Genomic DNA, 23,014 nt, shown 5'->3' with positions numbered 1-23,014 from the left:
CTCCGAGAATCGGCTCGCCCAGTGCCAAGGACTCTGTTATGCTCAATAAACGCGAGACGTTGAGATGATGAACGGTACGCGGACCTATGGCTTCGCCGTAGCGATAACCATCGCATGCGGGCCTGTGTGCGGCTTCGCCGGCTCACTGGATCATCTGACCGATTTGACGGGACGGGTGCAGGCCATCGTCACATTGAAGAGTCGCGACAATTTCACGAGCGAATATCGCTACGACGTGAGCGTCAGAAACCTCTCGCCGGACGCGATCATCAGCGACTCGTTGGTGATTGTCCTGGACAAGATCACCAACTTGGCCGGCGAAGACCGCGAAGGACTCACGGGAGAGTCTTTCCTGAAACGGTTCGACATCCTGGACCAAGACGGCCAGACCGACGACGGGAAACCATACTTCCGCATACCGACTGGGACAGCTCCCGACCTCGTCCCGCAATCCGATAGTCTTCCCGCCACGGTCCGAGTCAGGAATCGAGACTATGTGGCGGTCTTCACTCCCTCCTTCAAAGTGCTTGGGCAAAAGCGGCCCCCTCCAGAGGCGAAGCGTGCGGAGTCCCCGACACCTTCCATGCCTTCGGCTCTCGGGCCGTCCACAGCTGCCACCCGTAATGCAGTCGATAAATTGATCCAGCTGCTGATTAAGAAGGGTGTCTTAACTGAGGAAGAGTGGCGCAAGGCGAATCAGCCGTGACAACAACACCATGCGTGGCATGCCGGGGAACCTGGCCAAGACAGGACCATTTCGTCGCAGAACTCGGATTGTCGAAGGTGTATCTTCACGATGATCAGTTCTTTCCCGGCTGGACGGTCGTGGTGTTCCAACGTCACGCCACTGAGTTATTCCAACTTACACCCACCGAACGTTTTCAACTCATTGAAGAAGTCAACCGGGTGGCCAAGACCATCGCCGATGTCTACCACGCTCAAAAAATGAACTATGGACTCCTCGGCAATCAACTTCCGCATATTCATTGGCATCTCATTCCACGCCTCGCCGGTGATCCGGCCCCATTGGAACCGGTCTGGCGGGTACCGCATGAGCCAGTTCAGTTGGAGCTACAAGAGCTGAAGCGGGAGACCGATCAAATTCGAGCCGCGATGCAAAAGTTATGATGCTGGTAAACTAGGCTTCTGGGTCTTGAAGAGGTCAAAGAGTTTGGAAATGACCGGAACAAGACCACCCAAGATACCGACGAAGGCTGTGGCGCTCGCCAGTAATTCCTGCTGCGTATACATCAATCCAGCCAAGATAAACACCATGCCTACCCCGATAGGCCAAACGAGTTGATCCCAAATCCCTTTGTCAAATTCCTGTTGTAGCGTGAGAATTTCATCTTTCTTTAGGAGAACGAATTGTCGAAAGCTATTGTTCACGAACTGCAATTCCGGAGAACGAGTGGCCCATCCTTTCTTGACAAGACTGAGGAGACTAGGATGAGTCCCAACGATAAATCCATTTCTCGCAAGGTGAAATAATGCCATTTTTTCTTCTTTGTTCATTTCTACCCAAACAGATTCATAATGATGCATTGCCTCTTCGAGCGGGAAGAGCCAGACGGGATCCGGCTCGAAACCTTCGCTCCGAGCCGCCCACAAAAATTCTGCTCGCTTCTTTTGATCCTTAAGGACTCCCGCACCAATTTCAGCGAGTCGTTCGGAGGCCTTGAATTCTTTTTCGAATACTTGCTGCTCTTGTTTACTGAATTCCGTCCTCGCAGGAGAAGATGCCATCTGCAATCGAGCGGCAAAAGCATCATGATTTGGTTTATCCCAAACAAGATCCAATAGAAAAACGCGTCGAGCTACAAAGCCGGGAAGGACGTGAATGAGCCACCAAACGAGAAAAAGCACCGAGAAGAGGATCCAAACAAACCATAATGTTTCACCTGGCCATAGCAGAAGAAGCATCACGACCACAATACCAATCGGTACAATAACGGTCTTGGACAAAGCAAATTCCGGTATGGTTACAGGTTTCCGATAAGCCGAATAGGCGACACCAAGCACAAGGGCAAGAAGGACAACCGCCGGCAAGCGCATGAGCCATAAGTGAACAATCACGGCGACGTTCCAGCGCTCTGTGGTTTTGTGCTGGTCATTGTCCAGGCGCGTCAAAGCTTGCACCGGTCTGTAGGAGACCGTTGTATCCGTCGGCCACCGTATGTCTTCAGATTGCTGTGCCTCACGGAATAGCCCGTGAGTCTTGGTAAACTCATCGTTATAGGGCACCCTCCAGGATCGGTAGATTTCTTCGAACCAATTTTCACTCCTCGACGATTGCTCTGACACACTCTCGCCACGACTGGCGTTAACTTTCCACTGTACCCTGAGCGTGGTCATCCGCATAAAGTCTTCCACGACCGGCGTCTGACTAACGATTGACCACCAGTCATTACTGTCTACGTTTCTTTCAGTCTCACCTAGATGAACATCCAGCCGCCCGAAGTCAGCGAGACGCTGCGCGATGAGTCTGTCGTCCTTGTGATACTGATATTTCTCTCTGATCTGATCCGCACTTCTTGCGAAGCTCTTTGCTATATCAAGTGCCCCTGCCTTCAAGATCAGTATTTGCTCGGCCTCATAGCTCAACATCATACAGATAGTGGCCGGGAGCACAGAACAAAGTGCCAAGAGGCTTCCGCATAAAGCCAAGTAAGCCTGCCGATAATCTCCCTTATTGCTTTGTTTGAGAAACTTGGGGAGAAATTCCACAGTTGTAGGCACTCTAAAAAACACGACTGCCGCGATGATTCCCCAAAGGGGTAAGATGATGACACCCAGAACGAACGCATAGTGTGGGGGAAATAACCAGAGCGTTATCAGGCCGGAGAAAAACAGAAGCAGGGCCACTGATGCACCACCTACATATGAATCGTGTTGCTTCTTTGACGGCCATAACATGGTTGGCACAGTTTGACGCCGCATTCTTGCCACGACCAATCCTGCGATCATGACAATAAGTAGAACCAACGTATAAATAGCAAAGAGAAAGCACGCGACGGTGACGGCTTGCAGATTCGCCGTGCGCAGAGGCTCCATATTCTTAAATACGACGAGGGACCAAGGAATATCTTTGAATTCGCTGACGCAGAATCGATGAGCGTTACCACCATACGTTCCATTCTCACAGTCCTGAGCTCTAGCATTGATCAGCGCCTTGAGTTTCTTGTTATCATCGATTTCCTCGAAAAAGTGCTCGCGTAAATTCCGCTGTCCCTGGGAATGGAAAAGGACTCTTCCGTTCATATCGACCACGGCAAATCCGGTCCCGGGAGGAATGATTGGTTCAAATAGAGACAGAAATCGTGACTCCAGTCCGGCTACGGTAATGTCGTGGAGGCCTGAGCCTATGACCTTACTTTGAATCGCTAGTACAGCAGTGTTTGAACCATCAAGGCGCGAGAACACGGGTTCCAGGATAAAAGGAGTTTTCGATTCTTCCTTATTCTTCACTGTTTCCTTACTCCTCTGCCAAGACCGTTTCTCAACAATGTCGATGAAATATGCGCGGTCGGATAGGTTTGTCACAACCGGCAGGAAATAGTTGGCCTTAGTTCTAGTATCCCAGTGTTCCACAAGTTTTCCACCGCAGTTGATCCAAAACACTGAGTCAAAGAATCTATATGGATCCGGTGCCTCGCTTTTTAAGATGTTGATTCTTGCTACAGGGGGAGGGAAGCTACGCTTTTTCTTGTAGCAAGGTGTTTCATCTTCCTCTTCTCCGATCACTTTTACATCTTTCTCTATTTGTTGCGCTCTAATACCATCGAAATCTTTCAGGACCTTCAGCGCGCCATCAATCTCTGTATTAACGTGCTTGTGTATCGAAGCCGCAAACTCCTTGAGCTCATCATCAACCAGGCTTTTCTTCCACCAGAATACACCAGAGTCCACAAGAGAAAGAGTAAGCAGGCCAGTCCCAATAATGCTCGCCCCTACAACAAGGGCAAAATCCCTGATGGTCCATTGGTCTTGGGGAGTCATCAACAGTAACTTGAGAAGAGGCAAGGACAGGAGCGTCAATAATGCAATCAGCAGAAGCATCAAAAGTATAGAAGGTGACAACTGCCAGGTTTCGTTTCGAAATCTGTCTTTGCCGATGACACCTACAAGCACATAGTCTGCTTCCACTAATAGACTAGCCTCCGGCCTTTTTTCCTGCTCTTTCTCCCCACTGAGCTGCTCGCTTTCCACGATTGGAAGGTTTACAGGAAGGGCGAACACAAGAAGATTTCTATCTCCAACAGCCACCTCCTCGCGGACGGGCACTTTCTTTAGAAGATTGCTGCCTTCTTTACGTCCAATCGTAATTTGAGGTTCAACCTCGCCTATGTCTTTTCCATTCGCCGATACAAATTTCAATGTTGAGGTTCCACGCTCTGAAGCATTTTTACCTCCCGCGATAAGCCTATCGGCTTGAGCAAACTGCAATCCAGAGTCGCCACTCTGGAAAAGTACATTCCCTTTCTTATCAGCTAGCAGAAGATCATCGAACGATTGTTCTAAGAGGATCTTGCCGAAAAGATTCTTTCCGTCGACTTCTGCAAGTATCAGCCATTGAACGTATTGACAGCGAATTCCTTCAATCCTGAGGGAGGGGACAATTGCTTGCATCATAAAGATTGAGTCAGAAGATCGCCTTTCAACATCTACCCAGAAGGGACGGCCTCTCCCATTTATTACCGCTTCCATAGCGCGCACTTTTTCTAACACTGTCTCGCATTTTTGCGGTTCTGCCTGAGATTCGGATTTTTGAAATGGATTTTGGAGTGGCAATGGAGATACACTTACGTTATAGAAGTCCATCACCTGGCAGAGCTGCATGGCGATCTCTTGAGCAATAGTATTTCCATGAGATGTCTTTGTGCACTTTGTTGATCGAAACGAGTTTAAATTTTCGCCGATATCCTCATGATTTGAGAGGTATATGTCCGGAAGAGCATATTTATACCTATTGCCGTCCTTGACTTCTCGACTCATCCAACCATTCGCCGCGAGGTTGCCGGCTGAAAAGATCACCTCTCTATAGTTTTCAAGTTTGAGGCTGACCCCTTCTGCTTCCGCATGAAGGAGCCGAAAATATCGTTCGTTGTAGTATCGTTCTCTGTCGAGAACATAGAGATAGAAGACGCCGCTCACGACGCACAGGAACAGGATGACCCCGATCGTTAAAATGATAGGCCACTGAAGCGCAGCCAAGCGTGATGGCGACTTATGGTCCGATGACATTGTGCCGCCCTATAAGTCGAGAATCTGCCCCTAAAACGCTTGCCCCGGACAACTTCCGAATTGAGAAAAACAAGAACAGGACGCCCCCTGTGGCAATGGAGACATGAGCGGGCAAACCGGACCTGCATAACACCCGCACCTGAAGGCAGGCAGAACTCTCGGAGGGGGCGCAACGTTTTGATCAAAATCATAGCTGCGCCGTCGCGAGCCTCTCGATGATTCATTTTCCGATTCACTCCTGCACAGTTCGCGGATCTCTTTTGCAGTAAAGCCTTCATCTCGGAGGCCCCTCACTTCTTCAGTGGAACAGCTACCGATCCCCGCCTGTGCCGATTGAGGCAGTAGCAGAGCGACTTCGGCCATGAACAAGAGGCTTACCAGCACCAGCCATATACGCATGTGCTTACAGGATGAAAAAGTGGAAGGTAAACCGATGATTGAGAACTGGAGGAGAAGCTCGGAGATCTGACGTTGCGACGCCATCTCACCTCATGGAAGCATGGGCAAGATTTTGTACCTACCGTCAGTTCATGTCAAGTACGTAGGCCTCATCTCAATGCCACACTGATGTATGATCATGTCGTCCGTCCAACCGTAGCGTTCATTAGGGTTCAGAAGATTCAGCAAACTGACTGTGGTGCTATAATGCTTGTTTACTGAGGAAGTGAGTTACATTTTGCCGATGCGTCCAGGATCGATACTGTTGGCCCTCACCGTCGCCGCGACTGTGTGCTCTTCATCTCTCACCTACGCTCATCCACCGAATGAGTACGGTCTCACGGTTGGCGGTGTCTTCTCTGAGGCACCTGAGTGGACTCCCGAACACAACATCCACCAACCAACGGATGCGGTGGCGGAGATTGCGTCCTTCCGTCGATCGGTCCTTCTCATACCAACCGATCCGGACTACCGGTTAAGACTTGCCCAAGCTCTCTTCCGTGTCGGCGATCTGGATGCGGCCGTTGAGGAATGTCGGACAGCCATCGCGTTGCAACCGGACGAGGGGAACGCTCATCTCCAGCTCGGCCTGATCCTCATGGCGAAGCAAGAATGGCGAGCCGCCGCTTCCGCCTTGGGCGAGGCGATCCGGCTGGAACCCCACTTGTCCCATGCCCACTACAGCTTGGGAAGCGTGCACTATTCCCTCGGCAATGTACCAGCCGCGCTCCAATCTTATCGGCGTACGCTGGAACTAAACCCTCATTTTCCGGACGCCCACTTCCGACTCTCGTTGTTGCTGAGAGTGACGGGGCGCACGAAAGAAGCCGTACAGCATCTCGAAACGGCGGCAACAGGCGGAGTGCCTCAGGCCCAATTGTTTCTCGGCAATGCCCACCAGACCGGGCAAGGCGTCGAGAAGAACCTCAGTCTGGCGGTTTTTTGGTGGATGCAAGCCGCCGGCCTCGGCCAGTCCACCGCCGCCGAATCGTTATCCAAAGTGCGGCGCCAGGCGCTATCCGCTGAATCGACGAAGGAACGGCGCCGGGAATCACAGCAGGCATTGCGGACCTACCGCGATACGCTTTGGAACGACTTTCCCGACATCCCTCGCCCGACTGATCCGCAATCGCTGGGGAGAATTCTCCTCGAGCAACACCGTACGGACGATGCGATTCCAATCCTCTTGAAGGAATGTTTGGCCTTGAGCGAAGAGGCCCATGTTGAACTGGCCTCTCTTTATGAAACCGGATGGGAGCAGCATCTGATCCCCTTCAACAAGCACATCCTCACCTGCTTTGAATCGACCTCGGCGGACGGTTTCGTCCCGGCCAAGAAAATCCTGGCTCGGATCTATGCCAAGGGGCTCGGTCTCGAGGCCGACATTCCGAAAGCGAAGGCGCTCCTCAGAAGTCTCCCAAGACAGGACACACAACCTTTGTTCGACGAGTTGGGACTGAACTGATCCTATGCTCTACCGGCGGACATATTGGCGCCTGTTCATCGCGTCGCTGCCTCTGCAAGCGCTGGGCATCGGCGCACTCGCCACGCTTCTTTCGGCAATGCTGTGGTCCGCCGCGCCCGCGACCTTTACGGCGACGGATTACGCCGTCTACGACGCGTGGCTTCGCCATCGCACGACAGTCCAGATCAACCCCTCGTTGACCATCGTGACCCGCGATGCGGCCAGTGAAGAACGGTTCGGGAAGGGTCCTTGGGACCGCGGCATCCTCGCGCAGTTGATCGAGGCGATCCGTGAGGCCGGCGCCGCGGTCATCGGCGTGGATCATCGACTGAACTATGCGAGCCCTGCTCAGCTGGGAGGAGCCGCAAGCGATGCACGTTTCCTGGAAGCACTTCGCACGGCATCACCGGTTGTCCTGATTCATGAGCCCGATCCCCATCTTCAGTCCGACGCCTCGCTCTCTGGACATATTGCGGTCACGAATGATCTCGATCACATATCCCGTCACATCCCGGCGTCCGCGAGGATCGGGACTCAAACCGTTCCGGCTTTTGGTTGGGTCCTGTTCGACCTCTTTCACCGACGCACCACTCCCACTCAGCCTGGGTTGAATCACGTTGACGGTGACGTTCTGATTAACTTCGTCGGTGACGGATCACTGGCGGCCCTTCAGCCAATCCCCTTGTCGTCAGTTTGGAGCGCGGCCGAACGTCACGACGAGCCACTGTTGGCTTCCTGGTGCAGGGACAAAGTCGTGGTGATCCGATCCAATCCCGTGAGTTCGGAAACATGGCTTTTACCTTCCAACTCGGCAGTCGACGGGATAACCGGCCACCTCCATGTGCTGAATGCCTTGCTCAACCATGAACGCATCGATTCGTTGAGCCGGTTCAGCCGCCTCACCGTCACCATCGCGCTCGCCTCGCTGGCGGCTTGGCTCCTCCTGCAGTTTCGTGGGATACAAGGGGTCCTGCTTGCTGGTGCCGCCATTGGAGGGTACGGGACACTGGCCATCGCGATGCTGGGCGTGGCCTCTCTCGTCATGCCGATCGCCGCCCCTCTCACCGCCTCGTGGTTGGTCTTCATCGGCACCACCGTTTGGATGAATTGGACGGCAAACCAACGCTTGATTGTGCTGGAACGTGACATGATCCGTATCCAGCAGGAGTCAACGGCTGTGAGAGAAGCGCTTGTGCTGTACGAAGACCGAGCCGAAGCGCTTCAAGAGGAGTTAGAAACAGCCACCGCCGCCGCTGCTGTTTCGTCCGGGCAACAGGAGGAGTTGACCAGAATCACCGGCGTACTGCGGCGCCAAATAGCTGAAGCTCAAAGTCAAGAACAGGATGCGCGTCGACACCTGCAGGAACTGGAACGGCAGCTCGGCGATCTTCGAGCCGCACATACCGTATCAGCCACGATCGGCGATACGGAACTCGATCGGCTTCAACACGAAGCCCGCCAGTTCGGCATCATCACCCAGGATCGCTCGCTGCTTCGGCTGTTTCGCGACCTGAAAAAGAGCGCGCCATCTCCGTTGACCGTCCTCATTCTAGGCGAACCAGGAACCGGGAAGGAACTCTTTGCCCGTGCAATCCACCGCCTAAGCCCGCGGTCGGGGAAGACCTTCGTCGCCGTCAATATGGCGGCTATTTCTCCTGAACTGTTTGAAAGTGAGCTCTTCGGTCATGTGAAGGGCAGCTTCACCGGCGCGATTGGTGACCGTCGCGGCTATTTTGGCCTCGCCGACCACGGCACGATTTTCCTCGACGAAATCGGCGATCTCCGGATGGATCATCAGAGCAAACTCCTACGAGTGCTGCAGGACAAATCATTCTATCGAGTGGGCGCCACCGTCCCGACGACGGTTGACGTTCGGATCGTGGCTGCGACCAATCGCGACCTGCAGAAAGGTGTATCGGAAGGATGGTTTCGCGAGGACTTGTACTTTCGATTGAACGGAATGGTCTTTCACCTTCCGCCGCTTCGTGAACGCACCGGTGATATTCCGCTCCTCGTTGATGTGTTCTTGAACCAGCTTGCCCAGGAGATCGGCCAGTCGCCGTCCCGGCTCACAAATGATGCGCTTCGTGCATTGACAGAACACGACTGGAAAGGAAATGTGCGGGAGCTCCGCCACTGCCTGGAACAGGCCGTCGCGCTGAACGATGGCCCCCTATTGTCGAGCGATTCGCTTAGGCTCGGCAACCGGAAGGAGCTATCCCGCAGACGTACCGGAGAAACCGTTCCCGACCGAGCCAGTGATCTTGCAGTCCTGAACTGTCTGCGGCGGCATGACTTTGATATGCGGTCCACGGCGGAAACGCTGGGATGGGATCGCGGCACGGTGACACAGCGTTTGAAAGGACTCTGCTTCCAGGCGCTCGTCGTGGCCAAGGGCGACCAGGCCAAGGCGGCAATTGAGATTGCCGGAGATCCAACCCATCTACGAACCGCGGAATTGAAGGTCCGGGATTATTATGACCATCTGCGCTCCGTGATCATGCCCTTCGCGACCGCCGAAGAGGCACTGGCCCATTGCAGACGACGTTTCAAGAACCTTCCGGAACGGCATTTTTCATCGGTTGAAACATTGGTGCGACGATACTTTCACCGGGATCGACCCATTCCGGTGGGCGAGCAGTCCACACAACTCAGGGCTGAGACACCATGATACCGCGCACATGGCACCAATTCAGCGCTTCCCCCCGGCGAACTTGTGCGCAAGATAGAGCAAGACCATCATCCCGGTGCTGACCGATCCCCACATGATGATTTCCAAGGGGAATAGGTTGTGTGACGTAGGATCGCGGAACCCATCGACCACAATCCGCAGAACGACGAACGCCATCATCGCGCCGGGAATGGCCGCCGCGATTCTCCAGGCCCCGTGCCAGCGCCATACTGCCCGGGCCGGCATGAACAATCCGAAGAACCCGGACGCGAGCACGACACAGAGGAATGCGACACCGAAGAATATATCGGATACTATGTCGAATGCGCTCGTTGGCTTCTGCTTCCGTGCCCGATAGGCCTCATCTTGCGCCGCTTTGACGCGACCCCTCATTTCCGCAACCCAAGCCGGTTCAGCCGTCGCTCCGCTCACCTTATTGTCTCCCATGACATAGCCGCGCCACACCGCGACAACGGCCGTATTGGCGTCGCTCCCGTCGCCGGCCATGATCCGGACTTCATCGACCACGTCCACCGGATGATTGAAGAAGAACCAACCAAATGTCTCACCGGTTCCTGAATAGCTGAGCGAAGTGTTGCTGCCGACATTGGCGGGCTTGCCCCTGAAGTACGGACGAGCCCAGATATGGACAGGCTTGTCGGTCTCATACGCCAGCCGAAGATAAAAATTCTGATTCTTTCCCAACGTCACGTAATCGCCCGGCGGCCACGTTTCGACGACGCGGACAGTCGTGTCGGCTTGTACGAGATCCGTCGTCGAAAACGACAGCGAGAGCAGGAGCACAAACCGTGGCAGACATGAGAAGCCCCACGCGAGGAAACTCTTGCAGGTTCGCATGCGACCACTCTAGCAAAGCGAGAATTCGTGACAAGGAATATCCGTAAACGCTTTTGTTGGACAGGTAGGTTGGGACTGGCTGGTATTGCTGCGGCCATAAAGGGAGGAAACCCTTTTGGAGGTACCTTGATGACGAAAGCTTCACCTAAGCTTTCGATCAACGACTAGAAAGATTTGCATGCGGAAGATGTGACGCGAAGCACCGCTTCCTGCCGGAAGCGCGTTTTGTAAGATTCGACAATCTCCTGCACGGCCTTGCCGAGTGCGGCATCATCGGGATGAACGAGGCTCAGGACATATGAAGGCTCGCGGATCACTTCACCTGAAGCCGAACGCCATTGCCCGGACGCTCGCCAGGCCGACAATCCCTCGGGGAAACGAGGAGTGACTATTTCGCCGAGAAATTTCTCCCAGGCTTCCGACGTGACACGGCCGGACGGCGTTTCTGTTCCGAAATACAGCAATTCCTGCACTGCGCGTTGCTCATCGCCTTTGCACGGCATGATGTTCGTGGCCCCACAGCCCGTAAGTGAGATACCGAGCAACAGAGTCCCCAATACGATCGGCAGCATGCCGCCATGACGAACTGGTTTTCTTCGGGAGATCCAACAGATTGCATACACCGTCATGAGAATCGACCTCCCGAGTTCCTATCCGTGCCACAGGCTCTCTGAAAGGAGACAGGAAGCCATTTACCCATTCCAATTACCGTACCGCCGTACCGCCCTCCTCGTTCACGGAAGGCCACGCGACTTTCGATCCAACCATGCCGCCGGCAATATCGTGACCTCATTCGATTCTGATTCTTTCTGTGCCCGGTCGTCGGCAAAGATGTCCCGCAATGATTCGCGATGACGTTGCCAATGATCCTGCGCCACGGACTCCATTTTCCCATCCACGTACTTGGACCACCCCCACACCGCTGCGCCAAGGAGAGCATAGAGGCCGCCGATGGCCAGGTACGGGTGCGCGCACCATTCGGCAACTGCCTCCGCGATCTGTGGAAATGGAGGCAAGGGATCCCCCAGGCCGGTGAGATGAACGATGGCAGCGACCACAGTGTAGATTGACACGGCGGCAAACACACGGTAGGACCATTTCCCGCTATCGACGGTGGTGCGCAGACCATCAAGGAGGGATGTGCTCCCTCCTTGGCTTTCATCTGTGTCTTCACCGCCAGTCACCTGGTGTTCAATTTCTCGAAGCGTCTCATTGGACGGCCACGTGCGTGCCCCTCTTGTCCCCATCGCTTGGAACTGATACGGGAGGTTGACCGGCGCATAGCATCCCGTGCAGTTGGCAATGCGCTCAAAGACGCTCACGTGGATCTTCGGAAGACCCATATGATGTTCACGGCAAAGTGTGGCGACATTGCGAGGGTCCCACCGATAGTACACCCCCAAGCCGGCACGGGCATCGTAGAGTTCGTCGTGGACGTCCTGGTGTGTGTGCACATACTCGCGGTCCGTCTTGATGAAACGCAGCCGGTCGTACCCATCCTTCGCGCTGATTTCCGCTTCCGCCATCATCCAGTCCAACGCGACTAAAGACATGCCATGTTTGACATACCCGCCACCCACGTTGGAATGCACACCGGCAAACCAAACCTGCTCCACTTGTCCGGCAGGAACCTCCTTTTCATTCCACAACTCCGGATAGAAAGTCCGGCGGTCGTCATCAATGGACAAAGCATGACAGGCCCGCTTGATGCAGCGGCTGGGCGTCAATTCAGAAAACCGCATCGGGTAGAACCAATTAATCACCGTACGCAGTCCCTCGTGTGGCATCCCGATCGCTGCAACCGTATCCCATACCCCGACAAACTCGATGGACGCGTCGTAGGCCTCGTACAGCCTTCGAGGTTGTTCAGAGGAACCGTCGGCTCGGTTACGGTGCCGTTCACTGTCCGATACACGCTTAAATGCTTCCTTGCGGAACGCTTTCCAACATCTCTTCACGCGTTTTTTGACCGACGCTTCGCTGATATTCTTGACATCCAAAACGCCGCAGTGCTGGATCAAGCCCGACAACGCCCGAACAGTATAAGCCCCTCGGCTGAAGCCAAAGAGATAAATATGGTCGCCAGGCTCGTAGACATGGACTAACTCCGTGTACAGTTCCCGGACGTTCCTTGCAAATCCGAACCCGAAGGCTCCCCCGATCACCTTGAGTGGGGCAAGGCGCGATGTACCCACTCCATCGTCATAAAAGGCGACTTGCGGCTTCAAGGACGAGTCATGCTTATGCCCTTGGATGTCAACCGCCTCGTAGAGTTTAAAGACGTTGGTGCCTCGCGCTTTGATGGCGGTGTTGCCGGTTCCATCCGAACATAAAACGATATTCTTGCCTGGCATACGACACCTCCCACTGTTTCATTTACGATTCACTCCGCCCACTCCGCCTTTGAACTTACTGTCGGCAATGTAACAGTGTTATTACTTACAGCCACAGCACATCGCGTACCCGGCAAGACCAGTATAGAACTTCTTGCCAGACAGAGGTTTATGAAGCGAGCGCGAAGAAAAGTAAAGAGGGAGACGGCTGATCTGTATCATTGTCGATAAAAAACTGAATCCAAATGGATCCATTTCTAGCAGCCTCCGTCACGCTGTCCATATCCGAGACGCCCCTCATTCCTCGTATCCGTAACGCTGGAAGGGTCCGTTTGGACCTACAAGACAATTATGCCGCCTTTCCTATCGGTACCATCGCGGTTCTCTCTTCCGTTATACCGTCTTCTGATAGGACCAGAACCGGCTGATCGTGCTTCTTCCTGCTCCCGGGTGAATCTGCAAAGACATGCGGCATCAGCATCGTCAGGATCATCGCTGCAATATTCAACGCAAACCAGACTATCAAAACCGCAACCTCGTGCATGGCCTCCTCCTTCCTTTCTGTTCTTCCATCAATGTTTGGGTTACGTGGGTGTGGAGTTCCTCCGATTCTCGTGATGGATCGAGTCCCACGTCTTGTAGTTCTGTATGACATCTCCAGCAAGGCTTGTACCAAGTTGACCATTGATGCAAGGTCCTTTAGTCATAAGTACTTATGGATCTCTCACCGGCGCACAACTCAAGTGAGGATCACAGACCAGTATCTTGCAGATATCACGATGTATCGAAATGGATATCATTCAGACGGGAACGGAATCATCGCGTTTTCAGGCAGGAGGGACTAGTGAACCGCAGCGGGTAGATCCCTTGGACTCGCACCTCTCACTCCACTGCACACCTATCTTCTGAATCCATAGGGAAGTTGCGGGTATTATGTTTCAAGAGTCCGCTTAGCGCTCTTCGGCTGCAAGCACCCGTTCAGCTTGAGCGATCGCGTCCTGTAGGAATTTGAAGCTCTTCTCCGATCTCTTGGGTTTTGGCACATACTCCACGTAATAAGACGCCGCCTCCGTCAAAGCCCGCAGCGTCTGTTTGAGATCATGCTTTTCCGTGCGTTCGCCAGATGCCGCCGCGCGGGCCATAGCCAGCCGGCGGCGCGGTCCCACATAGGGTTCGGGGGCAATCGGATTGTCTTTTTCCAACTCAGGCCGTCTGAATACCATGCTCCACCTCCATAAAGGTCCGCTCCGTACCATAGCTCGCCTGCGGTTCACAGAGTACCTTGGTACCGTCCCACTCAGGAGTCAGATTTCATCTGTCTGCTGACTCCGGCTACCGTTCGATATCTGCTTCTTGTCCCCGCGTTCTCCATGAGGGAACAAAGGCCGGCGTTCGCGCCGCATACCGATCATAGACCTCACCGAATTTTGCACGGGCCTCCGCTTCCTCCTCATGAGCAAGAAGAACATACATCCCGATTAATACAGGGAACATGAAGAGGGTCGGAATGGTCGGCCACTGGAGAAGAAAACCCAACATGATCAGCATGAAGGCGGCGTATTGCGGATGTCTGATCAGCGCATACGGTCCGGTTGTCGCCAGAATTTGGTCCCGCTGTGCCCAATACAAGGTACGCCAAGAGACGGCCAGCAGGATGAGACCGACGAAGACCAGTATTTCACTGAAGATATGCAGCGGATCAGCATGTGCAGGCCCCGGGATGCCGAGCAGGATATGCCAAAAATGGCCGGTATCATGCGCAAACGGATCAACCTCGGGATAACGGCTCGCCAGCCAGCCGGAGAGCAGATAGATGCTCAGAGGGAACCCGTACATCTCCGAAAACAGAGCCACCATAAACGCGGAGAAGGCTCCCAGTGATCGCCAATCGCGCCCCGTCCGAGGACGCATGAAACCGAACGCGAACACGATAAAGAATAGTGAATTGACGAAAACGAGCCACCACACCCCATAAACTGTGTCGTTATCCAAGGGAATGTCCTATGGCCTTGTGCCGTGGACCCAGGGTTTCTTCCCGTCCTGCTGAAATTCGGAGTCTCGCTTGTCCTGTAAGCACGGAGAAGCTGGAGAAAAAGTCCGATCGTTTATCGTTTGATGAGATCCGACGATTTTCTTTACTGTTCCGACTCCGGCTTTTCGCGATCACGTCATGATCGTGTTGATCAGGGACGATCTTACCGCCGACCCGTCTTCAATCTCGCGTACAGAGAGCAGCCTTTCGGCTCTCTGAGGTCGCACGCCTTCCCATAATACTTGAGTGCTTCCGCATCGTCCGGTTTGACACCCCTCCCGGCTTGATAGACCGAACCGAGATGGATACACCCCTTCGCATCGCCATCGTCACAGGCCTTTCGGTAAAGCGTGGCGGCTCGAGCATCGTCCTGCCTGATCCCGCTCCCTTCGGCGTACATCAGGCCCAGGTTGGAGCACCCCCTCGCACTGCCCCCGTCACAGGCCTTCCGGTAAAAGTCGACGGCTTGAAACTCGTCTTGCTGGATGCCGGTCCCCTCGGCATACATCACACCAAGGTTGTAACAACCCTTTGCATTCCCCCCGTCACAGGCCTTTCGATAAAAGTCGGCGGATTGACCATCGTCCTGCGGGACGCCGGTCCCTGAAGCATACATCACGGCAAGGTTGTAGCAGCCTCTCGCATTCCCGTTCTCGCAGACTGTCTTATAAAGATCGGCGGCTTGGACGTCGTCCTGCGGGACGCCGGACCCTGCGGCATACATTACGGCAAGGTTGTAGCAGCCCTTCATGTTTCCAGCCTCACAGGCTTTTCTCGAGAAGTCGGCGGCTTGCACCTCATCTTGCTGGACCCCGGTTCCTTCGGCGTACATTACACCGAGATTGTAACAACCCCTGGCATCCCCCCCGTCACAAGCTTTGCTCGAGTAGGCGGCGGCTTGCCCGTCATCTTGCTGGACCCCCGTCCCTTCGGCATACATCACGGCGAGGTTGGAGCAGCCGCTCGCCTCCCCACCGTCACAGGCTTTCTTGAAAAAGACCGCAGCTTGCGTATCATCATGCTTTACGCCCTCACCTCTCACATACGACATGCCCAGCGTGTTGCACGCCATCGCCAGACCCTTCTCACACGCCGCTTTCAGTTGTTGAGGCTTTTCAGCTCCTTCCGAAGGAATCACCCCCGTCCAGACCAACGCTCCGAGGATCATGAATACCTGAAGAAGAAAACGACGCGCCATTGAGTACCCTCCGAAGAAGCGGCAAGCACTGAGCGGGGCGAAGTCTAGCGAGACGGACAATGGGAATTCAAGGCGGCGATGAGAGCCTGTCTCCACATCGTTTTTTGCTGGTATTCGACCACCCTACGGCAAACATGTTTATGGATAAGTTCTGACGTGGCCTCAGAACACTAGGATCCACCCTAGCGAAGAGCGCGGCGGGCAGTTTGGATTCAAGACTGTTCGCCTAATCTCTGGCTGGAAGAAGCCTGAGCTGAAGCGGCGGCATCGGTTGAAATGTGGAGTTACGGCTCCAACCACTTGTACAGGACTAACGCATCAACATAGCCTTTGGATGGATGGCGGAACGCCTTGGGCAAGCGCCCCGCGGTCGTGAAACCCAGTTTGTTCCAAAGCCTGACCGCGCCTTCATTGCTGGATGCGACGAAATTGAACTGCATGGCCTTGTACCCGAGCGCCTGTGCGATCTTTTGAGAGTGCTCGCACATCGCTGTTGCGATTCCCCGCCCTCTGGCGGCAGATGAGACCATATAGCCGCAATTACAGACATGGTCGCCTGGACCCAACTGGTTCGTCTTGAGATAGTACGTGCCCGCGATGTGTCCATTCTCCTCGTACACATATGTTTTTCTTGGAATATCCATCCAGAGCTCGAAGGCATGTTCTTGCGTGACGTCTCTCGGATAGCCATACGTTTCGCCGGCTGCCGCGATCTCGTGGAAGATCGGCCAAATCCGCTCAAAATCATCTCTTGTAGCCTCTCGAATAGCCATGCGGCATCATGTGCTTGTTGACAGGCCCGAGTATAAGGGAGCTTCGTCCAACCCGGTCCAGTGCAAGCTCCTTACGGGCGAGACCGGTCGAACTTCGTCACACCACGCTGTCGCACCTACCTGTGATCCCCATCGAGGATCATGCTTCGGCCCGTCGCTGCTTTGAAGGAGGAGCCTTTCTTATAACCGGCTTCGCAGCCGCTCATAGCCCTTCTTCAATTCGTCGATCGCCAGGCTCAGTGCGGCGCCCACGGATTCCGCCGTCTTACCGACTTCCTCTTTTGCCGCCTCCAGCTTGGGTTTTATGTCTTCCCACTGGTTCTCCAAGCGAGCCCATTCGTCTTTCGCGTCCGCCTTCGCCAGGTGCAGCTGAACTTGAAGCTCATCGCGCTGCTGCTTGAAATGCTCCAGGGCATTCGTGATCTGCTCTTTGACATCCGCCATGAGATTTGCTCCTTTGTGGAAGGTGAACGTACACCGTTGGACCCCGGACAGGTTACCTTGTGATGCCTTCCCGATCATCGGCTGCCCATCGTTCATATCCCAGTCACGACGGGCGCAGCACCGCGATACACAAGCATATGACGAGGAGCGTGGTCAGGTTTCAGGAAACAAACACGCACCCATCCCGCCGAACATTCCCGCACGAGGGAGGAGTGTTATCTTTCAAGGTATCGCTTGTCAACGGCAAGGTTCGGCATCCCTGCCATAGCTCACCGGCCTCCGCGATTTCATCCTATCGTCTCTGGATCCCACTGTGCCGTGTGCCAGGAAAAGACGCACAACAACTGGTTGGTGCTAGACTTAGAGCATGGTATCGGTTCAACGGGTTGTACGCCTGATCTTGTGGTGGATGACTATTGGTTTTCTCACTACGTCCTTGTTCCTGAATCCTGCCGGTGCCATTGAACCGGAACGGGTCTCAATCCAGACGTTATTTTCACTGCAAGCCACCTCGTATCAACAACGTCTCGTAACGCTAGAGGGCGTGACGAGTACGCTCCAAATCGTCCCCCCGTTCTACTTCTCATCCCACAGGACACGATGCCTTCTCTATGGGCGAGCCTCTTTCGTGCTGGAGGATGAAACAGGCTCATTGCCCGTGGTGGTTTTAGGGAGCTGCAACCCAGGTGTGGCTGACGCGTTGCCGAAGGATGGAGATCGGGTGCGAGTAACAGGAATCGTACAGGTGCTGAAGAGCGATCTGCCGCGTGACGTCAGAGTCCAAGCCACACGGATTGAAATCCTCGAATGAAACTGCTTGCGTGACACAGGCCATAACCTTGATACCCCCGGCGCTGATGAGGCCGGTGTCATTGGAAAGCATGCAAAAATGCATGTCGTGAAGAACCTCATTATTCTTTGCCCCAAACGATAACCCCATCGTCGGCATGATGGAACGTCCTTGTGGAGCAGCTCTTCGGAATGGATGGGCACTCGGATGTCGGTTGAAGCAATGAAGGAAAGGCTCGCCCCTTTACTCCTTCCTCAGAAATTCTCTTCGACCGCCGCATTGACAGGAACGCTTACGAAGGTGCAACATAGACTCTTATTGACTGAAACACGCATCAGGCAGCTTGACTGTCACATTCAATGCGCCTAGGGTGAGGGAGTCATACGCACACGTCCACGATGAGATCCCTTGAAACCCAGGCTCGAAGACAAGAAACATTTCTAAGATAAAGGAGACCAGGATCATGGCACTGCTGATCACCGACGAATGTATCAACTGTGGCGCCTGCCTGCCGGAATGTCCGAACGAGGCCATCTTCGAAACTCGCAGTGACGCGGAGACGAAGGGAAATCATGTGGGCGACGGCCAGGGAGTGGGGGACAATATTTACGTCATCACCCATGATCGGTGCACCGAATGTGTCGGCCATTTTGACGAACCGCAATGTGCGGCGGTCTGTCCGGTTGATAATTGTTGTATTTCTGATCCGGCCTATCCGGAGGGGACCGATGTCCTGCTGGAAAAGGCGAAGGCCCTCAATCCCGACAAGCCGATCGATCCGGCAAAAGTGTGGAGCGGCGTGCGGAACTGATAGGTTCCCCTTCGAAGTTCCGCACCGCGCGAGAATGCTGAGAACGCGCCGATACGGATCTATGTGCCTTGGCTGACCAAGACGATGAGTCATGGCTGATAAAGCTCCTCGATTCCTGACCAATGCGACGGTCATCAAGGTCTTAGCCAAGGTCTTTGCGTTCCAAGCCATCGAGATCAACCTCTTGCGTTCTCAAGCCGGAATATCCGACGCGAATTGGAAAGCTCTTAAGACGGACGCCTTTAAGAAAACCTACGCGAAGCAACGGGCTTTTTATGAAGATCGTCTGACGGGCGCGTTTGCGTTGGAACACATTTCCCAGTCTGAACGGGAAACAAGACTGCTGGAACTCTGGCTCAAACAGAGCGAGGAGTCCCCCAAAGACGAACCATAAGCCGACCTTCCGGTTCCAGAGGGTGGCTTCTTATTCTGTGTCATCTAGAAGCCTCCACAGAAACAGTCCCGCCGAGAACGAAGCGTCTAAGGAAGAGATTGAAGCAAGGTGAGCTAGGCCGCCGCCTATGTCTTGCCGGATATTACCGCAAGCGGTCATGTGATAGAGCGTGCCTGCGCTGCACGTGAGATGAGAATTCACATAGACGACCATCCCCCGTTGCAGAGGGAGCCAAACTCGGCGATACTATTCGGTGGGTAAACAAGGTCGGCGGTTTCTACTCAAGGTGGTGAATCGGCAAGGAAGTGGTCGGAAGAGTATCGGCGGCTCATCTTCACCAGGCAGCCGCCGTTCTGGTGTGAAACTCCTCAGCGATGGAGTCAAGCCGATCCCGGGGCACCCCGACAATCGTCATCGAAAGACCAGTGATGCAGGAGGAACAGTGGTGAAGCGATATGTTAGAACCGGATTCTGGATGATGGCAGGGGTGCTCCAGGTGCTGACAACCTGGCTGGGACCTGACGCCTGGGCCTATGAGTCGGTCCCCGTGAAGGAGGGGGCCACCGTGCGAGGGACCGTGACCGTCACCGGAACCATACCGATACCCAAAGAATTCGAGTTACGTCGCTATCCAGACCACGAATATTGCAGCAAACTGTCCAATGGCAAGGGGTATCGGTTCTTGACAGAAGTCTGGGCCAGAGCGGACGGCAGCCTCAAAGACGCCGTGGTGGTGGTGGAGGGTGTGGAACGCGGCAAGCCCTTCCCCTTCACCGAGGCCAAGGTGGAAGCGAACCTCTGCCGGTTTCTGCCGTTCGTCGCCGTGATCAGCGACACGCGTCGAATCACGGTGGTTAATCAAGACCCAGTACCCCACGACATCCAAGGGTATGCGTCCGATCAAACCGGAGGCGATGTCGTCTTCTATCGGCCGTCCCTACAGGCCGGTGGGACCTCCGATCTCGTGCAGCTGGTCAAAGGGCGCAACGCGTTCACCATGCAGTGCAGCCTGCACCCCTACATGCAGAACTGGGGCTATGCCGTCGACAATCCCTATTATGCCGTGACGGATGCGAAGGGCTCCTTTTCCATCGAGGATCTCCCGCCGGGGACCTATCGCCTCAAGACCTGGCATCCCCTTCTGGGGACATTAGAACGCGACCTCACGGTGACGGCCAATCAGACCGTCTCACTGGAGCTGTCGTTTGAAGCCCAGTTCTGACAGATATCGGCGACAGAACCTGAACTGTTGTAGCCTCGAGACACTTGGGTCAACAGGGCCTGGCGATGCTCGAAGGTATCACGAGTGAACTTCAGGTGCTTTCCGCGGCCATAGGTGATGAGGTGTTCTGTAGTCTGTGGGCGAGCCGCCATCGTGATGGAGGATGAGAAGCACTCGTTGCCGGAGGCTGGGGGGCTGTAATCCGAATGCGGCTAAAACGTTGCCGAAGGGGCTCGGGTACGAGGGACCGGGCTCGTTCACGCGCTGAAGAGTGAGATGTTGCGTGGCAGTTGGAAAAGCTTGCGGTCATGTTCTTATTGATTTCCTCTAGGGTCCTTGCCAGGTGCGAGACATCGAGAGGAACTGTTGAATCGAACTTGGCCCCAGAACACACATTCTTCACGAGGTTCCGTCCTCCCAGAAGCGAAAAGCACGTACGCGGAGACTCGTATCGAACCTCGCTTGTTGGCAGACCTCACCACTGGAGAACAGCCATGAGCATGAATCGCTTTCTACGGGCGCAGGCCGGGCAGCTTCTTGTTGGAACTGCCCTTTGCACGGTACTGGTCATGATAGGGGAATCTGTACTGGCTCATGGTGAAGACATATCCGAGGCGAGTCCATCGCATGCGAGCCTGTCCAGTTCAACGAATCTATCCAGCCCCGAAGCAGCCGGACTCCAAGCAGCCTGCTGGGCTCTCACCGTTCCCTATGGTGCCGTGAAGATGGCCTATGCGATCGGCGGCGGCATTGTGGGCGGCCTCGCTTGGGCCATCACGGGAGGCGACATGGAGGTGGCCAAGTCCGTCTGGATTCCCTCGATGACAGGCCACTACATCGTTCAACCGCAGAATCTCACCGGAGAGAAGCACCTCTACTTCGTGGGCGGGTCGTCAGAGTGACCTCTGCCGTAACACCATCTCTCAGGGCTCGTACGGTCGGGATCGTCCTCCTCGCTCACGGCGAAGAACATGGGCCAGACCAAGCCTTCGGCATGGGACACGCCACTTCACGAGCTACACCGGCTATCCGGGGTTGCGCAGGTCTGGTCCAGATTCGGATCGCCCCTCGCGAAACGGGAGATCTTGCCGGCAAGCCTCTGTCCGGGGGGATCCGAAACTGGACAGTGTTTGTTAAAGTACTGCTAGTCAAGCTTGAGTTGGGACATTTCATTGATCGCCTGTTCGATATTTTTCCTTGCCGCCCCTTCATTGGCCATTCTCAATCGTGTAACTCCGACAAGCGCCTCACTAAATGGTGCAGTGTAGGTACTGGTTATCGCTTTCTGCCAGACCACTTCTTTGGGATTGGTTCTGGCTAAGCTGTAATTGACCTCCATCGATACGGTCATGGATGCACCGAACATCGGTTGATTCATTTGTACAATGAAGGCGTCCAATCTGTAGGCTGCCGGACTATTGGTCGTTGCCTTTCTGAATAGTCCAGATTGCACGATTGAACCTTGGAGAGCTTGCGCAAAGTCCTGGTCGGATATCTGCGACGCCCCCATCGTCGATGTTTCTTTTCCTCCGATCACGCTCACACTCACATCGGATTGGCTCTGATGCACCGGCACGTTCATGCGGACAAGCATGGCCTCCGGCTTCGCTCCTGACGCACATCCTCCGACAAACAATACTCCTAGCAGAAGCATCGCCCAGGTCGATCGGGTCATGGTCTGTCTCCTTTGAACATCTCCGTAAGTACCTCTTCCACCATCCCTTCAGGATCCTTCCTGACCAGTGAGGTACGCATCGATTCACCATTCATAAGCACCATTCGACTCTTCGGATCGCGCACTTGCACCGACAATTGCAACATGTACATCGTGATATCCCACATCCATTTGTCCTGATATGTCACAATGCCGTCAACCGGAATCGGGGGTATCTCCCCATCCCCGTAGGTAGCCCGAAATCCCATCTGCGTCAATCGACGAGCAATCAACTGTTCAACCCCTCGTCCGTCCGCCGGCAGTCTCTGAACGTACAACGACTTCAGGCGGGACAAGTCCGTTCCTGGTGCCCTTTTGGCATTCAGGGTCGAAGAACAGGCTGGCAGGAGTAGACACACAAATAGGAGGGGAAGCAGCAACTTGATTCGGTTCATGGTGCTCCTAATGGTTAGGTTGTGGAATGGACTAGCCTTCATGCACATAACCCGAACTGATGGCGCCGCTCTTTGCCGTTCAATAATAATGTATGCAATAAATCCCTTGACCAGACCAGATATTTCGCAATACCTGTGTTCATCCGGCGTTGCCGAAGAGGGGGATCGAGGCACGAGGGTAGCTGGGTTCGTACAGGCACGGAAGAGTGAGGCTCCAAGTGACGTCAGAGTC

The 23,014-nt window shown here is 54.5% G+C and carries 21 protein-coding genes; 8 read left to right on the top strand and 13 right to left on the bottom strand.

Features of this window, described 5'->3' with window-relative positions:
- Positions 1–64 precede the first annotated feature (64 nt).
- Together A4E19_08225 and A4E19_08220 are read left to right on the top strand one after the other, a co-directional pair.
- Positions 65–706, top strand: coding sequence for a hypothetical protein (locus A4E19_08225; protein OQW31589.1), 642 nt, complete (start codon positions 65–67; stop codon positions 704–706).
- Complete coding sequence (locus tag A4E19_08220) at positions 682–1,128, top strand: hypothetical protein (GenBank protein ID OQW31588.1); 447 nt, start codon at positions 682–684, stop codon at positions 1,126–1,128. The genes A4E19_08225 and A4E19_08220 overlap by 25 nt, the downstream gene beginning before the upstream one ends.
- On the opposite strand, the gene A4E19_08215 is transcribed toward A4E19_08220, so the two are convergent.
- Positions 1,123–5,244 carry a hypothetical protein gene (locus tag A4E19_08215; GenBank protein ID OQW31587.1) on the bottom strand — a complete coding sequence of 1,374 codons (4,122 nt, stop codon included), beginning with the start codon at positions 5,242–5,244 and terminating at the stop codon, positions 1,123–1,125. The two genes, A4E19_08220 and A4E19_08215, sit on opposite strands and share 6 nt — an antisense overlap.
- A gap of 682 nt (positions 5,245–5,926) precedes the next feature.
- Between A4E19_08215 and A4E19_08210 the strand changes: the two genes are divergently transcribed.
- Together A4E19_08210 and A4E19_08205 are read left to right on the top strand one after the other, a co-directional pair.
- On the top strand, positions 5,927–7,147 hold the full coding sequence (locus tag A4E19_08210) for a hypothetical protein (GenBank protein ID OQW31586.1): 1,221 nt from the start codon (positions 5,927–5,929) through the stop codon (positions 7,145–7,147).
- A 4-nt stretch (positions 7,148–7,151) separates the two neighbouring features.
- The gene (locus A4E19_08205) at positions 7,152–9,818 is read left to right on the top strand and encodes a hypothetical protein (protein ID OQW31585.1); all 2,667 of its coding nucleotides are present in this window, start codon (positions 7,152–7,154) and stop codon (positions 9,816–9,818) included.
- A 21-nt stretch (positions 9,819–9,839) separates the two neighbouring features.
- On the opposite strand, the gene A4E19_08200 is transcribed toward A4E19_08205, so the two are convergent.
- The 10 genes from A4E19_08200 to A4E19_08155 form a co-directional block, all read right to left on the bottom strand.
- Positions 9,840–10,676 carry a hypothetical protein gene (locus A4E19_08200; protein ID OQW31584.1) on the bottom strand — a complete coding sequence of 279 codons (837 nt, stop codon included), beginning with the start codon at positions 10,674–10,676 and terminating at the stop codon, positions 9,840–9,842.
- A 164-nt stretch (positions 10,677–10,840) separates the two neighbouring features.
- A complete protein-coding gene (locus A4E19_08195) occupies positions 10,841–11,305 on the bottom strand; it encodes a hypothetical protein (protein ID OQW31583.1) in 465 nt (154 codons plus the stop codon).
- 105 nt (positions 11,306–11,410) lie between these two features.
- The gene (locus tag A4E19_08190; GenBank protein OQW31582.1) at positions 11,411–13,030 is read right to left on the bottom strand and encodes a hypothetical protein; all 1,620 of its coding nucleotides are present in this window, start codon (positions 13,028–13,030) and stop codon (positions 11,411–11,413) included.
- Positions 13,031–13,358: 328 nt separating this feature from the next.
- Entirely contained in the window at positions 13,359–13,553 is a 195-nt protein-coding gene (locus A4E19_08185) for a hypothetical protein (protein ID OQW31581.1), read from the bottom strand.
- 406 nt (positions 13,554–13,959) lie between these two features.
- A complete protein-coding gene (locus A4E19_08180; GenBank protein OQW31580.1) occupies positions 13,960–14,232 on the bottom strand; it encodes a hypothetical protein in 273 nt (90 codons plus the stop codon).
- A gap of 109 nt (positions 14,233–14,341) precedes the next feature.
- Entirely contained in the window at positions 14,342–15,001 is a 660-nt protein-coding gene (locus A4E19_08175) for an isoprenylcysteine carboxyl methyltransferase (GenBank protein OQW31579.1), read from the bottom strand.
- 203 nt (positions 15,002–15,204) lie between these two features.
- Positions 15,205–16,239, bottom strand: a complete 1,035-nt coding sequence (locus A4E19_08170) for a hypothetical protein (GenBank protein OQW31578.1) — start codon at positions 16,237–16,239, stop codon at positions 15,205–15,207.
- 284 nt (positions 16,240–16,523) lie between these two features.
- Positions 16,524–17,012, bottom strand: a complete 489-nt coding sequence (locus A4E19_08165; protein ID OQW31577.1) for an acetyltransferase — start codon at positions 17,010–17,012, stop codon at positions 16,524–16,526.
- Positions 17,013–17,192: 180 nt separating this feature from the next.
- Positions 17,193–17,534, bottom strand: coding sequence for a hypothetical protein (locus A4E19_08160; protein ID OQW31576.1), 342 nt, complete (start codon positions 17,532–17,534; stop codon positions 17,193–17,195).
- A gap of 589 nt (positions 17,535–18,123) precedes the next feature.
- On the bottom strand, positions 18,124–18,405 hold the full coding sequence (locus tag A4E19_08155) for a hypothetical protein (GenBank protein ID OQW31575.1): 282 nt from the start codon (positions 18,403–18,405) through the stop codon (positions 18,124–18,126).
- Between the two features lie 304 nt (positions 18,406–18,709).
- On the opposite strand from A4E19_08155, the gene A4E19_08150 reads away from it, so the two are divergent.
- From A4E19_08150 to A4E19_08135, 4 genes are all read left to right on the top strand, one after another.
- The gene (locus A4E19_08150) at positions 18,710–19,057 is read left to right on the top strand and encodes a 4Fe-4S ferredoxin (GenBank protein OQW31574.1); all 348 of its coding nucleotides are present in this window, start codon (positions 18,710–18,712) and stop codon (positions 19,055–19,057) included.
- Between the two features lie 91 nt (positions 19,058–19,148).
- Positions 19,149–19,451 (top strand): hypothetical protein, encoded by a 303-nt coding sequence (locus A4E19_08145; GenBank protein OQW31573.1) that lies wholly within the window; start codon positions 19,149–19,151, stop codon positions 19,449–19,451.
- A 253-nt stretch (positions 19,452–19,704) separates the two neighbouring features.
- Positions 19,705–20,673, top strand: coding sequence for a hypothetical protein (locus A4E19_08140; GenBank protein OQW31572.1), 969 nt, complete (start codon positions 19,705–19,707; stop codon positions 20,671–20,673).
- A 494-nt stretch (positions 20,674–21,167) separates the two neighbouring features.
- Entirely contained in the window at positions 21,168–21,575 is a 408-nt protein-coding gene (locus A4E19_08135; protein ID OQW31571.1) for a hypothetical protein, read from the top strand.
- 242 nt (positions 21,576–21,817) lie between these two features.
- On the opposite strand, the gene A4E19_08130 is transcribed toward A4E19_08135, so the two are convergent.
- On the bottom strand, positions 21,818–22,348 hold the full coding sequence (locus A4E19_08130; protein ID OQW31570.1) for a hypothetical protein: 531 nt from the start codon (positions 22,346–22,348) through the stop codon (positions 21,818–21,820).
- Positions 22,345–22,782: a hypothetical protein gene (locus tag A4E19_08125; GenBank protein OQW31569.1), complete on the bottom strand. Its 438-nt coding sequence runs from the start codon at positions 22,780–22,782 to the stop codon at positions 22,345–22,347. The genes A4E19_08130 and A4E19_08125 overlap by 4 nt, the downstream gene beginning before the upstream one ends.
- Between the last annotated feature and the right edge of the window lie 232 nt (positions 22,783–23,014).

This window comes from Nitrospira sp. SG-bin1 (assembly GCA_002083365.1).
GTDB lineage: Bacteria > Nitrospirota > Nitrospiria > Nitrospirales > Nitrospiraceae > Nitrospira_D.
The sequence above is the reverse complement of the archived record's forward strand: the minus strand, read 5'-3'. Positions and strand labels throughout refer to the sequence as shown.

Bases quoted from the DNA above. Each gene is read 5' to 3' on its own strand.
- A4E19_08160 (OQW31576.1), bottom strand. From the start codon at position 17,534: ATGATCGGGAAGGCATCACAAGGTAACCTGTCCGGGGTCCAACGGTGT.
- A4E19_08135 (OQW31571.1), top strand. From the start codon at position 21,168: ATGAGCATGAATCGCTTTCTACGGGCGCAGGCCGGGCAGCTTCTTGTT.
- A4E19_08195 (OQW31583.1), bottom strand. From the start codon at position 11,305: ATGACGGTGTATGCAATCTGTTGGATCTCCCGAAGAAAACCAGTTCGT.
- A4E19_08155 (OQW31575.1), bottom strand. From the start codon at position 18,405: ATGCCGACGATGGGGTTATCGTTTGGGGCAAAGAATAATGAGGTTCTT.
- A4E19_08225 (OQW31589.1), top strand. From the start codon at position 65: ATGATGAACGGTACGCGGACCTATGGCTTCGCCGTAGCGATAACCATC.
- A4E19_08215 (OQW31587.1), bottom strand. From the start codon at position 5,244: ATGTCATCGGACCATAAGTCGCCATCACGCTTGGCTGCGCTTCAGTGG.
- A4E19_08210 (OQW31586.1), top strand. From the start codon at position 5,927: ATGCGTCCAGGATCGATACTGTTGGCCCTCACCGTCGCCGCGACTGTG.
- A4E19_08165 (OQW31577.1), bottom strand. From the start codon at position 17,012: ATGGCTATTCGAGAGGCTACAAGAGATGATTTTGAGCGGATTTGGCCG.
- A4E19_08130 (OQW31570.1), bottom strand. From the start codon at position 22,348: ATGACCCGATCGACCTGGGCGATGCTTCTGCTAGGAGTATTGTTTGTC.
- A4E19_08125 (OQW31569.1), bottom strand. From the start codon at position 22,782: ATGAACCGAATCAAGTTGCTGCTTCCCCTCCTATTTGTGTGTCTACTC.
- A4E19_08150 (OQW31574.1), top strand. From the start codon at position 18,710: ATGGCACTGCTGATCACCGACGAATGTATCAACTGTGGCGCCTGCCTG.
- A4E19_08190 (OQW31582.1), bottom strand. From the start codon at position 13,030: ATGCCAGGCAAGAATATCGTTTTATGTTCGGATGGAACCGGCAACACC.
- A4E19_08185 (OQW31581.1), bottom strand. From the start codon at position 13,553: ATGCACGAGGTTGCGGTTTTGATAGTCTGGTTTGCGTTGAATATTGCA.
- A4E19_08180 (OQW31580.1), bottom strand. From the start codon at position 14,232: ATGGTATTCAGACGGCCTGAGTTGGAAAAAGACAATCCGATTGCCCCC.
- A4E19_08205 (OQW31585.1), top strand. From the start codon at position 7,152: ATGCTCTACCGGCGGACATATTGGCGCCTGTTCATCGCGTCGCTGCCT.
- A4E19_08170 (OQW31578.1), bottom strand. From the start codon at position 16,239: ATGGCGCGTCGTTTTCTTCTTCAGGTATTCATGATCCTCGGAGCGTTG.
- A4E19_08200 (OQW31584.1), bottom strand. From the start codon at position 10,676: ATGCGAACCTGCAAGAGTTTCCTCGCGTGGGGCTTCTCATGTCTGCCA.
- A4E19_08145 (OQW31573.1), top strand. From the start codon at position 19,149: ATGGCTGATAAAGCTCCTCGATTCCTGACCAATGCGACGGTCATCAAG.